9 protein-coding genes are annotated in these 13,811 nt (G+C 61.6%); 2 read left to right on the top strand and 7 right to left on the bottom strand.

Annotated features, from left to right (window positions below; all coding sequences use genetic code 11):
• Position 1: 1 nt before the first annotated feature.
• Positions 2-1,699 carry a glutamine--tRNA ligase/YqeY domain fusion protein gene (locus BLU24_RS12235; RefSeq protein ID WP_093100539.1) on the bottom strand — a complete coding sequence of 566 codons (1,698 nt, stop codon included), beginning with the start codon at positions 1,697-1,699 and terminating at the stop codon, positions 2-4.
• A gap of 249 nt (positions 1,700-1,948) precedes the next feature.
• On the opposite strand from BLU24_RS12235, the gene BLU24_RS12230 reads away from it, so the two are divergent.
• On the top strand, positions 1,949-2,452 hold the full coding sequence (locus BLU24_RS12230; protein WP_093100536.1) for a peptidylprolyl isomerase: 504 nt from the start codon (positions 1,949-1,951) through the stop codon (positions 2,450-2,452).
• Entirely contained in the window at positions 2,449-3,201 is a 753-nt protein-coding gene (gene lpxH / locus BLU24_RS12225; RefSeq protein WP_093100533.1) for a UDP-2,3-diacylglucosamine diphosphatase, read from the top strand. The genes BLU24_RS12230 and lpxH overlap by 4 nt, the downstream gene beginning before the upstream one ends.
• Before the next feature lie 126 nt (positions 3,202-3,327).
• Here lpxH and BLU24_RS12220 read toward each other — a convergent pair whose 3' ends face one another.
• From BLU24_RS12220 to BLU24_RS12195, 6 genes are all read right to left on the bottom strand, one after another.
• Positions 3,328-4,857 carry a DHA2 family efflux MFS transporter permease subunit gene (locus BLU24_RS12220; protein ID WP_090284406.1) on the bottom strand — a complete coding sequence of 510 codons (1,530 nt, stop codon included), beginning with the start codon at positions 4,855-4,857 and terminating at the stop codon, positions 3,328-3,330.
• Between the two features lie 139 nt (positions 4,858-4,996).
• The gene (locus BLU24_RS12215; RefSeq protein WP_093100530.1) at positions 4,997-6,199 is read right to left on the bottom strand and encodes an HlyD family secretion protein; all 1,203 of its coding nucleotides are present in this window, start codon (positions 6,197-6,199) and stop codon (positions 4,997-4,999) included.
• Between the two features lie 15 nt (positions 6,200-6,214).
• Positions 6,215-7,684, bottom strand: coding sequence for an efflux transporter outer membrane subunit (locus BLU24_RS12210; protein ID WP_093100527.1), 1,470 nt, complete (start codon positions 7,682-7,684; stop codon positions 6,215-6,217).
• Positions 7,674-8,156: a MarR family winged helix-turn-helix transcriptional regulator gene (locus BLU24_RS12205; protein ID WP_090284413.1), complete on the bottom strand. Its 483-nt coding sequence runs from the start codon at positions 8,154-8,156 to the stop codon at positions 7,674-7,676. Before BLU24_RS12205 ends, BLU24_RS12210 begins: the two co-directional genes overlap by 11 nt.
• Positions 8,157-8,406: 250 nt before the next feature.
• Entirely contained in the window at positions 8,407-12,081 is a 3,675-nt protein-coding gene (locus tag BLU24_RS12200) for a translocation/assembly module TamB domain-containing protein (protein WP_093100524.1), read from the bottom strand.
• A complete protein-coding gene (locus BLU24_RS12195; RefSeq protein ID WP_093100521.1) occupies positions 12,078-13,805 on the bottom strand; it encodes an autotransporter assembly complex protein TamA in 1,728 nt (575 codons plus the stop codon). The genes BLU24_RS12200 and BLU24_RS12195 overlap by 4 nt, the downstream gene beginning before the upstream one ends.
• Positions 13,806-13,811: the final 6 nt, after the last annotated feature.

The following is a 13,811-nucleotide window of genomic DNA, read 5'->3' as shown; positions in this document are numbered from 1 at the left end:
CTCACTGGCCCCACGAATCACGCAGGGTCACGGTACGGTTGAATACCGGCTGACCGGGTTTCGAGTCCTTCAGATCCGCGACGAAGTAGCCTTCGCGTTCGAACTGGAAACGGTCTTCCGGCTGCGCATTGCCGAGCGATGGCTCGGCGCGACAACCGGTCAGCACTTGCAGTGAGTCAGGGTTGATGTTGTCGAGGAAACTCGCGCTGTCTTCGGCCTTCTCCGGGTTCGGTGAGCGGAACAGGCGATCGTACAGACGCACTTCGCACTCGACGCTGGCGGCGGCCGGCACCCAGTGGATCACGCCTTTGACCTTGCGCCCTTCCGGGTTCTTGCCGAGGGTTTCCGGGTCGTAGGAGCAACGCAGTTCGACGATGTTGCCATCGGCGTCCTTGATCGCTTCGTCGGCACGGATCACGTAGCTGCCGCGCAGACGCACTTCACCGGCCGGCTCCAGGCGCTTGTAGCCTTTTGGCGGCTCTTCCATGAAGTCGTCACGGTCGATGTAGATTTCCCGGGCAAACGGCAAGGCGCGCACGCCCATGTCTTCTTTCGGGTGGCGTGGCAGTTCGAGGTTTTCGACCTGGCCTTCCGGGTAGTTGGTGATGACCACTTTCAGCGGACGCAGCACGCACATGGCGCGCGGTGCGCTCTGGTCGAGGTCGTCGCGAATGCTGAATTCGAGCATGCCGAAGTCGACCACGCCGTCGGAGCGGTTGGTGCCGATCATTTCGCAGAAGTTGCGGATCGATTTCGGCGTGTAGCCCCGGCGGCGGAAGCCCGACAGCGTGGACATGCGCGGATCGTCCCAGCCGTTGACGTGCTTTTCATCGACCAGTTGCTTGAGCTTGCGTTTGCTGGTGATCGTGTAGTTCAGGTTCAGGCGGCTGAACTCGTACTGACGCGGCTGCGCCGGCACCGGCAGGTGCTCGAGGAACCACTCGTACAGCGGACGATGGCTTTCGAATTCCAGGGTGCAGATCGAATGAGTGATGCCTTCGATGGCGTCCGACTGACCGTGGGTGAAGTCGTAGTTCGGGTAGATGCACCACTTGTCGCCGGTCTGGTGGTGATGGGCGTGACGGATGCGGTACATGATCGGGTCGCGCAGGTTCATGTTCGGCGAGGCCATGTCGATCTTCGCCCGCAGCACGCGTGCGCCGTCGGGGAATTCACCGGCCTTCATGCGCGCGAACAGGTCGAGGTTTTCCTCTACCGAGCGGTCGCGAAACGGGCTGTTCTTGCCCGGTTCGGTCAGGCTGCCGCGGTATTCCTTGGCCTGCTCGGGGGTCAGGTCGTCGACGTAGGCCTTGCCGGCCTTGATCAGCTCGACCGCCCAGTCGTGCAACTGGTCGAAATACTGCGAGGCGTAGCGCACTTCACCGGACCACTCGAAGCCCAGCCATTTGACGTCGCTTTCGATCGCGTCGATATATTCCTGGTCTTCCTTGGCCGGGTTGGTGTCGTCGAAACGCAGGTGCGTGACGCCGCCGAACTCCTGGGCCAGGCCGAAGTTCACGCAGATCGACTTGGCGTGGCCGATGTGCAGGTAGCCGTTGGGCTCAGGCGGAAAACGCGTGACGATCTGGGTGTGCTTGCCCGAGTCCAGGTCTGCCTGGATGATCGGCCGCAGGAAATTGACCGGCACGGCAGGGCCGGACTTGGCATTCGAGGTAGGGTCGACAGTGGGCTTGCTCATAGGATCCTTGACTTACATGTGCGCGGCCGCAGAACGGGCCAGACAAAACAAAGCCGCTATCATAGCCGATGCCGTCAAGGGGCTGACAGAGCAGGCTCCATAAAGCGGCGCATTTAATCGCGCGGAAATGAAAAACCGCCTCGAAATTCGCGCCTGTCACGCTAAACTGCGCACCTTGGCCGAAGCAGGCTGAACCGGTTGCGGGGCTGAAGGTCCCAAAACCACGAATTCCTCAGAAGAGTAGCGATCATGACTCAAGTCAAACTGACCACCAACCATGGCGACATCGTCATCGAACTGAACGCTGAAAAGGCGCCGATCACCGTCGCCAACTTCATCGAATACGTTAACGCCGGTCACTACACCAACACCGTGTTCCACCGCGTCATCGGTAACTTCATGATCCAGGGCGGCGGTTTCGAGCCAGGCATGAAAGAGAAGAAAGACAAGCGTCCGAGCATCCAGAACGAAGCGGACAACGGTCTTTCCAATGACAAGTACACCGTCGCCATGGCCCGCACCATGGAGCCGCATTCGGCTTCGGCACAGTTCTTCATCAACGTCGCCGACAACACCTTCCTCAACCACAGCGGCAAGAACGTGCAGGGCTGGGGCTACGCGGTATTCGGTAAAGTCACCGCCGGCACCGACGTTGTCGACAAGATCAAAGGCGTGTCGACCACTTCCAAGGCCGGCCACCAGGACGTACCCGCAGACGACGTGATCATCGAGAAAGCCGAGATCATTGAGTGATATTGCTGATTTCAGACTTGCATCTGGAAGAGGAGCGCCCGGACATTACCCGGGCGTTTCTGGATTTGCTCGCCGGACGCGCCCGCTCGGCGAGTGCCTTGTACATCCTCGGCGACTTCTTCGAGGCGTGGATCGGCGACGACGCCATGACACCCTTCCAGCGTTCCATCTGCCAGGCCCTGCGCAACTTGAGCGACAGCGGCACGGCCATTTTCCTCATGCACGGCAATCGCGACTTCATGCTCGGCAAGGCCTTTTGCAAACAGGCCGGCTGCACGCTGTTGAAGGACCCGAGTGTCGTGCAGTTCTACGGCGAGCCGGTGCTGCTGATGCACGGCGACAGCCTGTGTACCCGCGACGTCGGCTACATGAAGCTGCGCCGCTACCTGCGCAATCCGATCACCCTGTTCATCCTGCGCAATCTGCCGCTGCGCACGCGCCATAAACTGGCGCGCAAGCTGCGCAGCGAAAGCCGTGCGCAGACGCGGATGAAGGCCAATGACATTGTCGATGTCACGCCGGAAGAGATTCCGTGGATCATGCAGCAGTTCGGCGTGAACACCCTGATCCACGGCCACACCCACCGCCCCGCCATCCACAAGCTGCAACTCGGTGAGCAAGCAGCGAAGCGCATTGTGCTGGGGGATTGGGATCGTCAGGGCTGGGCGTTGCAGGTCGATGAGAGCGGGTATGCGTTGGCCCCGTTCGACTTCGCCCCGCCACCTGCCCTCCCAGCGCCCACCCTCTGAAGCCAGATACAAAACCATTGTAGGAGTGAGCCTGCTCGCGATAGCGATATCACATTCAACATCTTTGTTGACTGATACACCGCTAATCGCGAGCAGGCTCACTCCTACAGTTGATCGCGCTTCGGATCAATGACCGCTGGCGGCAGGCCCTGCCTTCGCCGCAAACGGCGGCTTCGCCAGCCACACAATCAGAATCAACCCCATGAACCCCCACCCCAGCAGCGTGAAGTAATCCACGGTCGACAACATATACGCCTGACTGGACAGGATCTGATCCATCTGCGCATACGCCGGTTGACTCGCCCCGCCCAGCGCATGCAAGGTCTCGCGCGTGGCCGGTTCGAAGGTGCTGATGCTCTCGCTCATGTAGGCATGATGCTGATTCGCCCGGCGAATCCAGATCCACGTGGTCAGCGAAGCCGCAAAGCTGCCGCCCAAGGTCCGCAGGAAAGTCGCCAGACCGGCCCCGTCGGCAATCTGGCTCGGCGGCAGATCCGACATCAGGATGCTCAACGTCGGCATGAAGAACAGCGCCACGCCAATACCCATGAACAACTGCACCAGAGCGATGGACTGGAAGTCGACCTCGTTGGTGAACTCGGCGCGCATGAAGCAGCTCAGGCCGATCGCCAGAAACGCCAGCCCGGCGAGCAGGCGCAGGTCGAACTTGTGTGCGTACTTACCGACAAACGGCGACAGCAATACCGGCAGAATGCCGATCGGCGCCACGGCCAGACCGGCCCAGGTCGCGGTGTAGCCCATTTGCGTCTGCAGCCATTGCGGCAGGATCAGGTTGATGCCGAAGAATCCCGCATAACCCAAGACCAACACCAGCGTGCCGATGCGAAAGTTGCGATAGGCGAACAGGCGCAGGTTGACCACCGGATGCTGGTCGGTCATTTCCCAGATCACGAACACCGCCAGCGCGACCACGGAAATCGCCGCGCCGATGATGATGAAGTTCGATTCGAACCAGTCCAGGTCATTGCCCTTGTCGAGGATAACCTGCAACGCGCCGACACCGATAATCAGGGTGATCAGACCGACGTAATCCATCGGCTGGCGGCTGGTGACCACCGGCCGCTTGGCCAGTTGCGAACGCACCACCATTACCGCAAAAATCCCGATCGGCACGTTGATGAAGAAGATCCACGGCCAGCTGTAACTGTCGGTGATCCAGCCGCCAAGAATCGGCCCGGCAATCGGCGCGACCACCGTGACCATCGCCAATAACGCCAGGGCCATCCCGCGTTTCGCCGGCGGATACACCGCGATCAACAGGGTTTGAGTCATCGGGTACAAGGGCCCGGCGACCAGACCTTGCAGGACCCGGAAGCCGATCAGCTCGGGCATCGAGGTGGAAATCCCACAGAGAAACGACGCCAGCACAAACAGCATCGTCGCCCACAGAAACAGTTTCACCTCGCCAAAACGGCGGCTGAGCCAACCGGTCAGCGGCAGCGCAATCGCGTTGCTCACGGCGAACGAAGTGATCACCCAGGTGCCCTGCTCCGAACTCACCCCCAGGTTGCCGGAAATCGTCGGCAACGCCACGTTGGCGATGGTGGTGTCGAGCACCTGCATGAACGTCGCCAGCGACAGGCCAATGGTGCTGAGCAACAGGCTGGGCGGCGTGAAAGAAGCGTTATTGCTCATGGTGGATCCTATGAAACCTAGAGGACACCGCACCCCTGTAGGAGTGAGCCTGCTCGCGATAGCGGTGTAACAGTCGACATCATCGGTGACTGACACACCGCTATCGCGAGCAGGCTCACTCCTACAGGGTCCGTGCGGATCAGCGCTGTGCGGTCTTGCTCGCCGCGGCGCTGTTGTCGTGAATCAGCTGGGCAATCATTGCGTCCGCTTCGGCCAGTTGGCGCTCATACACATTGGTGCTGAACGAGGCTTTTTGCGGCGGCTGCTGCGCCAGCACCGGGCCGCTCTGGTCGTGCAGGTTGACTTCGACATTGGTCGACAGACCGACCCGCAGCGGATGTTTGGCCAGCTCTTCGGCATTGATGTGAATACGCACCGGCACCCGCTGGACGATCTTGATCCAGTTACCGGTGGCGTTCTGCGCTGGCAGCAAGGCAAACGCGCTACCGGTGCCGGCGCCGAGGCTGTCGACGGTGCCGCTGTATTTGACATCGCTGCCGTACAGGTCGGCTTCGATGTCCACCGGCTGACCGATGCGCATGTCACGCAGTTGGGTTTCCTTGAAGTTGGCGTCGATCCACAGTTGATTGAGCGGGATCACCGCCATCAGCGCGGTGCCCGGCTGTACGCGCTGACCGAGCTGTACGGTGCGCTTGGCGACGTAACCGGTCACCGGGGCGATCAAGGTGCTGCGCGCGTTGGTCAGGTAGGCCTGACGCAAATCGGCAGCTGCCGACATTACGTCCGGGTGCGACGACACCACGGTGTCATCGACCAGCGCGCTGGTGGTCTTCAGTTGCTGCCTGGCATTGGCCAGAGCGTTCTGCGCCGAGGTCAGGTCGTCGCGGGCGTGGGACAGTTCTTCCTGGGAAATCGCCCCGCCCTGCGCCAGATTCTTGCGGCGGTTGTAGTTGTCCTGCGCCTTCTGCACTTCGGCCTGTTGCGCGTTGACCTGGGCTTTCATGCCGTCGACGTTGCTGTACAAGCCGCGCACCTGACGCACGGTGCGCGCCAGTTTGGCCTTGGCACTTTGCAGGCCGACTTCGGCGTCGTTGGGGTCGAAGTTGACCAGCACCTGGCCTTCCTGAACCAGATCACCGTCGTCGGCGCCGATGCTGACCACGGTGCCGGTCACCAGCGGGGTGATTTCCACGACGTTGCCGTTGACGTAGGCGTCGTCGGTGCTTTCGTTCCAGCGCCCGATGAATTCGTGATACGCCCACACGCCAGCAATGGCGAGCAGGACGACCACGGCCAGGGCCAACAGCATCACCTTGCGTTTGCGCGGGTTGCCGGTGTCGGGGGTGTTGTCTTGAGCTTTAGTGTTTTCGGCAGTGGCCATGACGGTTACCTTGAATTAGTTGTGCGCGGTGGCTGGGCTGGCGTTGGCTGCGGTCAGGGTTTCACCCTGGAAGCCGCCGCCCAGCGCTTGCATCAGTTGAATCGACAGGTCGATCTGCTCGGCATTGAGCGTGGCCAGCTGACGCTGGGCCTGGAGCAATTGCTGCTCGATGCTGAGCACGTCCAGGTAGTTGCCGATGCCGGAACCGTAACGCTGGACCGCAGTGTTGTAAGAATCCTGAGCAATGTCGGTGGCGTGTTGCTGCGCGCCGATCTGCCGGCCGATATCACGCAACTGATTGATCGTGTCGCCGACATCGCCAAGGGCTTTCACCAGACTTTTGTTGTACTGCGCCACCGCGAGGTCGTAATCGGCGTCGCGGGCATCAAGGTTGGCGCGCAGGCGCCCGCCATCGAAAATCGGCAGCGACACGGTTGGCGCGATGTTGAAGAAGCGACTGGCGGAACCGAACATCGCATCACCCAGCAGCGATTCGGCACCCGCCGACGCGCTCAGGTTGAGATTCGGATAGAAGCGCGTCTTGGCGGCATCGATATCCTTGCTCGCCGCCTCGACACGCCAGCGCGCCGCGACCAGATCGGGACGCCGCCCGAGCAGTTCGGCAGGCAATACCGACGGCACGGCAACGGCACTGGCTTGCAAGACTTTCGGCCGAGCGATTTCGTTGCCACGATCCGGACCTTTGCCGAGCAATACCGCCAGCGCGACTTTGGCGCTGTGCAAGCGTTTTTCCGCGTCGATCAGGCTGGCCTGAGAGCTGGCTTCCAGACTTTGCGTTTGCTGAAACTGGTACTGGCTGTCGATCCCCGAACTCAGGCGACGCTGGCTCAGGTCGAGCATCTGCCGGGTGCGCTTGAGGTCTTCGTTGGCCAGGTCATAAACGATATGCGCCTGGCCGAGATCGCTGTAGGCGCGGGCGACGTCAGCGGCGAGGGTCAACTGCGCGGCCTGACGGTCGACTTCAGCGGCGCGCGCCTCACCGAGTGCGGCTTCCCAGGCATCGCGCTGGCCGCCCCACAGGTCGAAGTTGTAATTGAAGCCGGCGCTGACATTGCGCACCGTCGAATAGGCGCCGCCCTGCCCTAGCGGATCCTGATCACGGGCCAGCCGCGAACGGCTGATGCCGGCGCTGGCGTCGAGGGTCGGGTAACGTTCGGCGTCGGCGGCATAGGCCGCGGCGCTAGCCTGATGGGCGCGGGCGGCGGCGATCTGCATGTCCGGGCTGTCATCCAATGCTTCGCGGATCAGGCCGTCGAGCTGCGGATCGCCGAGGCTGGTCCACCAATCGCTCTTCGGCCACGCCGCCGGCGACAGGCTGACGCCGTCCAGAGACTGCGCTGTCTTCAGGTTCGCGGCGTCGAGGCGCTGACCTTCGGTATCGAGGCCGCTGTAGTTGGCGCAACCGGCGAGGATCATCGCCGACAGCAGCAGGGTCAGGCTGCTGCGCAAGGTTTTACCGCTCATTGTGGTCACCTAAGCGCTGGAGGGTGATCGGGTCACCGGCGGCCAGCAGGATTTTCTTGAGGATGTATTCCAGAGTTTTCAACTCTTCGCGGGAGATGGCACCGGCCAGTTCGTTCATCGCATCGGCACCGATCTGCGGCAGGCGATCGGTCAGTTGCTGGCCCTGTCCCGTCAGTTTCAACTGCACCTGCCGGCGGTCATCTTCGCTGCGTTGGCGCAGCAGAAAACCTTTCTGCTCCAGACGATCAAGCATGCGCGTCATCGACCCGCTGTCCAGCGACAGGTGCCGGCACAGCTCCGCCGGGGTGTCGACGCCGAACTGGGCCATGATGATCAACACCTTGAACTGCGCGGCGGTGATGCCGTGGGGTTCCATGTGCGTATCGATAATCCGGTCCTTGAGCAGCGCGGCACGGCCGAGCAACAGGCCGAGATGGCATTGCTTGAATTCGTCGGGGGTGAAATGCTTCATCGGTCCACCTGATAACTGCCTAGGCAGTGAATGTATGTCGAGATGTTACTGCTTAGGCAGCGAATGTCAACGTAATAGTTAGGTGGCTTGGTAATTTGGTTTTTTTGGCGCGCAGTCGCACGCCATCGCCAGCAGGCTGGCTCCCACAGGGGATCTCCAACAGACACCAATGCTGTGTCGATCAGAGATCCAGTGTGGGAGCCAGCCTGCTGGCGATGGCAGCGACTCGGTTTAGAGAAAGACGCGCGATTTAAAAATCGCGCTTGTAGAAGATATCCAGCGAACTGGCGACGCCACTGGCCGCTTCGACATACACCTTCTTGCTCAGCTTGTAGCGCAGGGCAATCGTGCTGGCCGGTTCGAACACGCCGACGCCGTAGCGCAGGCTGAGTTTTTCGGAGATGTTGCCGCTGGCGACGACGCTGGTGTCGTTGCCGCTGCCCTGGGTGTCGAGCTGGAAATCCTGAATGCCCAGGTCTTTGGCCAGGCCGCTGGTGACCCCGGCGCTGCCCATCAGGCCCAGGCCCAATGCGGCTTGAGCGAGCATGTTGTTGTCTTCGCCGTTGGTGCTCAGTGGACGCCCGAGGACCAGATAGGACAGCGCCTGCTCCTGACTCATGGCCGGTTCGGAGAAGATCTGCGTGGTCGGCTGTTCGGCGCTGCCGCTGAGGCGGATGCCGGCGATCACGTCGTCGGTCTGGCGGATCGCTTCGATGTCCAGATACGGCTGGTCGATGGGGCCGGCGAACAACAGACGCGCACGCCGTACCGTCAGGCGCTGGCCGTAGGCGCGGTAGCGGCCGTCGTTAAGCCACAGCTCGCCACGGGTGTCCATGTTGTCGCCGATGTGCACCTGACCTTGCAGATTGGCGGTCAGGCCAAAACCGGCGAAGCTCAGCTTGTTCTGGCCGACGATCACATCGATGTCCATCTTCATCGCGAGCGGCGCTTTGCCCTCTTCGGTCTGCGCGCCGACGATGATCGTGTCGTCCGAGACTTTCACGGTGGAGGGCGGCAGTTCACGAACGGTGATTTCACCGTTGGGCACCAGCACCTTGCCAGCGATTTTCAGCTCGTCGCCGGCCATGGAGATCTTCAGGTCCGGCGCGACTTCAAGCTTGGCGTACGGCTCGACGGTGACCGGCAATTGCGTGCCTTTCAACGCCAGGTCGACCACCAGCGCCTGGCTCCAGGCGACATTGCCGTTGAGACTGCCGCGGCCGTTTTTGCCGCTGTTCCAGCCGCCATCGAGGCGCACGGATTCACCGGCAATTGCTGCGGTGAGTTGCAGGTTCTGCAGTTCCATCGGCAATTCGGCGCCGGAGACTTCGCCGTCGCTCAGTTGCACCGTGCCGTTGACCAGCGGCGCCAGCAGACCACCGGAAATAGTGCCGCTGCCGTTCAGGCGTCCGGTGAGTTTTTCCACCATTGGCACAAACGGCCGCGCTACCGACAGGTCCAGGCCGCTGAGGCGGAACGAGCCGCTCAACGGTTTGTTTTTCGGCAGCGGATTAAGCTGCGCCTGCACCATCAATTCGCCAAGCTTGCCGCCGACGAAGTTCAGTTCGGTGTCGACGCGTTTCGGTGTCAGTTTGCTGGTGAGCCTGAGCGTCTGGTAGGGGAAGTCCAGCCATTGCTGCTGGTCGCGCATGCGCAAGGTGCCGCCGCTGGCGTCGATGCTGACCACGCCGTTGGGGCCGCTGGCCGGCAGGTCGAGTTGCAGATCGGCATTGAGCCGGCCCTGCCAGGCGAAGTCTTTCGGCAACCACTGCGCCAGGCTTTCGATCGGGAACTGCTTGAGGTGATAACGCAGTTTCGGCTCAGGCATCAGCCGCTGATCTTCGCCGCACAGGCTGGCACTGCCGGAGGTCCAGCAATGCGCGCCGAAGTTGATCTTGCCATCGGCGAGGCGTTCCAGTTTCGCCGGACTCTGCAGCTTCCAGTCCTGCCCGCCGGCCTGGATATCGCCGCTGGCCAGACGCCCGCGCCAGTTGCCCTGATCCAGACGGCCGTCCAGCCCCAGCGCGAGTTTCAGCTTGGGTCCGAGCAGATCAAGGGTGAGCTTCTGACTTTTGATATCCCCCTGCGCGCTGGCGGTCAGTGTGCCCAGCGATGTATCGCCGACCTGAATGCCGCTGCCCTTCAGATCGATCTTCGCCCGTTGCGCACTGTCCAGATTGGCGTCGAGGTTGAGGCTTTGCAGGCGATTGTCCTGAAACACCAGTTGCGAGCCCTGCAAGTCGAGTTTGCCCTGTGGCGCCTTCAGCGTACCGGCGACGTTGACCTGACCGTTGACCTGCCCGCGCAATTGCGGCCAGAGCTGGGCCAGACGCGGCAGCTTGATGTCGATCTGCCCGGCGAGTTTCTGTTGCAGGCTGCCCTTGCCGCTGATGCTGTTGTCGCCGAGACGGATTTGCAGGGCGTTGAGATTCCACTGTTCGCCGGCACCGTCAGCCTTGGCTTGCAGAATCGCCGGTTGCCCGCGCAGTTTGCCTTGGAGGTCCAGGTCAGCGTTGAGGCTCAGGCGCTCATTTTTCATTTCGCCGGTGCTCTTCAGGGGCCCGGCCAACGTGCCGGGCAGTTCGGCAACCCAGTACGCCGGATTCAATGCCGAGAGTTGCAGCGCGGTGTCCCAGGCGATGCCGTCGGCGAATCTGACCTTGACGTGACCTTCGGCCTTGCCCTGCCCGGCTGCCATCACCAGTTGCGGCAAGGCGATCTGTTCGAGGCTGCCGCTGAACGGGCTGCTCAGGGTGAACGCACCGGCCGGACCATCCAGTGCGGCGGCAAAGTTGCCGAGGTACTGACCGTCGGTGTAGGAAACTTCACCCGTGAAGGTACGCAAAGCGACTTGCGGCTCGTCGATCTCGTTGTAGAGCCGATGCCAGGGAAAGTCCTGCCAGTTGATGTTGGCTTGCGCGCTGAGGCCTTTGCTCCAGTCGACGCTGCCGCTGAGTTTAAGGCTTTGTTTATCGTTGGCAGTCAGATCAAGACCGGCGATCTGCGCACCGCTGGCATCGACTTTACCCTTGAGCAACAGCGCCACCGGGGCTGTGTCGGCGGGCAATGTAGCGGTGCCGTTGAGTTGGTAACCGTTTTTCAGATCGCCCTCGCCAGTCAGCACTAACTGATTGAGTTGCAGGGTGTCCGGCAGTTCGGCGCTGGGTTTGAACGCTTCACTGGTGATGCGCACCTTGGCCGGCAGGTTTTCCACCAGTGGCTGCAACTCGCCGGTCAATTGGCCGTCGAGATAACCACGGCTGTCGACGTGCAGATTGAGGGTCTTGAGCAGATCACCCTCGGCTTTCAGGGCCAGCGTCCACGGTTCTGTGCCCGGTGCGGGTAAAGTCAAATCGCCCTGAATAGTCAGCGGCCAGTTGCCGGTCGGTTGCAGCAGACCGGAGAGGTTCAGGCTGAGTTCGTCACGCTGCAGTTTCACGCGGTCGATCTGCAGACCTTGAGCAGTCCAGTGCGCGACCAGTTGCAAACCTTTGAGCTGCTCACTGCCGTTGAACAGCAGGCTGCCGACCTGCACGTCGCCCAGTTCGATGGCCACCGGCAATTGCAAATCCGGCAGTTTGATCGGGCCGCTCTCGGTGGTTTCTTCACCCGGCGGGAATTGCAGAACCACTTGCTCGGCCTTGAGCTGATCGATGCACAGGGTCATGCGCGTCAGGCACAGCGGCGACCAGGCAAAGATCGCCTTGTTCAGTTCGACACGGCTGGTGTCTTGCTGCCAGAGCAGATGATCGGCACGCCATTGGCCGCCAAGGCGACCGTGAAAATTCTCCACGCTCAAGCCTGGTACAAGGCTCAGCGCCCAACGGCTGCCGGCCTGAGTGCCGAGCACGGCGCTGATCGTCAATACCATCAACAGCAACAACGCCAGCAGCGTCACAGCCGTTATTTTCAAACCACGCTTCACAGCTCAGGCCCCATGGAAAAGTGCAGCCGGATGCCGCCGTCGTCGTCCAGCGCATGGGCCAGGTCGAGGCGGATCGGCCCGACCGGCGAGACCCAGCGCACGCCAATACCGACCCCGGTCTTGAGGTTCGGCAGTTCAAGCTTGTTGAAAGAGTTGCCTTGGTCGACGAAGGTCGCCACGCGCCATTTCTCGGCGACCGAATATTGATATTCAACGCTGCCGGCGACCATGTAGCGCCCGCCGATGCGATCGCCATCGGAGTTCTTCGGCGACAGGCTCTGATAGTCGTAGCCGCGCACGCTCTGATCGCCACCGGCGAAGAAGCGCAGCGACGGCGGGATCGAGTTGTAGCCGTTGGTGGCGCTGCCGCCGACCTGCACACGCCCGAGCAAACGGTGCTTGTCGAACACCGTGGTCAGGCCTTTGACCAACGCGGTGCCATATAACAGGTTGTTGTCGGAACCGAGGCCTTCCTTCGCCACTTTGCTTTCGAAGCTCAGACGATAGCCGTTGTGCGGGTCGATGCGGTTGTCGCTTTTCAGGTAGGAATAACTGATGCCAGGCATCAGCAAAGTGCTCAGACCGGAGTCGTCGCCGAGTTCGTATTCCTCGCGCTGCCATTTCAGCGAGATCACCCGTTGCCAGCCGCTGGGCAACTTGCTGTGCCATTCCGGGCCGAAGGTCAGCAGTTTGCTGCGCGTGTCGGAGCCCTCGATGTCTTCGAACTGATAACCGCCGGCCCAGCGCAGTTTGTCGGTCAGCGGCGGGTCGAGCGGAATGTCGTAAAACAGCCCGACGTTTTGCCGTGGCGCCGAAAGCTCGGCTTCCCAGCCATAGCTGTCGCCTTGCGGATTGACCCAGTGGCGGGTCCAGTTGGCTTTGATGCGTGGGCCGACGTCGGTCGAATAGCCAAGACCCAGGCCCATGGTGCGCGGCTTGCGCGTGTCGAGTTTGACGTCGACCGGGATCACCTGGTCTTGGGCCGCCGTCGGTGCCGCGTCGACGCGCACGCCTTCGAAATAGCCGCTCGACTGCAGGTCGCGGTTGAGCTCGGCGATCAGCTCGGAGTCGTACGGCTCGCCGGCCTTGAACGGCACCATGCGTTGCAGCAGGTCTTCGTCGAACGGCGTGTCGCCCTCGAATTTCACTTTGCCGAGCGCATAGCGCGGGCCGCTGTCGTAGATCAACTCGACATCGGCAACGCCAGCACGCGGATCGACCAACAGCTTTTGGCTGGTGAAATGGCCGCTGAAGAATCCGAAGCGCGAGGCCTGGTTCTGAATAATTCTTTTCGCGTCTTCGTAGTGGCCGTGATTGAGCACCGCGCCGGACTTGAGCAGATCGCTTTTCGGCACACGAAAGGATTTCAGCGAGGCTGCCGGGCCGTCGACTCGTACGGTGACGTTGCGCAGGCGGATCGGCTCGCCGGGATCGATGTTGAGCACCAGACGCGGTTTTTCCCCGCCCTTGACGTCGCTGTCGATCTGCGGCTGGTAGTAGCCCAACGCCTGGGCGGCCTTGCGCGCCTGTTCTTCGGCACCGCGATTGAAGCGCTGCAAGGCTTCTTCGTCACGATCGCCGAGGCTGCCGATATAGCCTTCTATATTGGCCTTGAGTTCATCGTTGGACGGTTTGATCCGTACATCCAATTCACTTTGCGCCAGCGCCGCGCAGCTGGATAACAGCATGAGCACGCCGCTGGTAAATCTTCCTGGAAACTTCATAGGCGC

It is taken from the genome of Pseudomonas sp. Z003-0.4C(8344-21) (assembly GCF_900104975.1).
Lineage (GTDB): Bacteria > Pseudomonadota > Gammaproteobacteria > Pseudomonadales > Pseudomonadaceae > Aquipseudomonas > Aquipseudomonas granadensis.
Note: the sequence above shows the minus strand (reverse complement) of the source record. Positions and strands in the feature narration are given on the sequence as shown.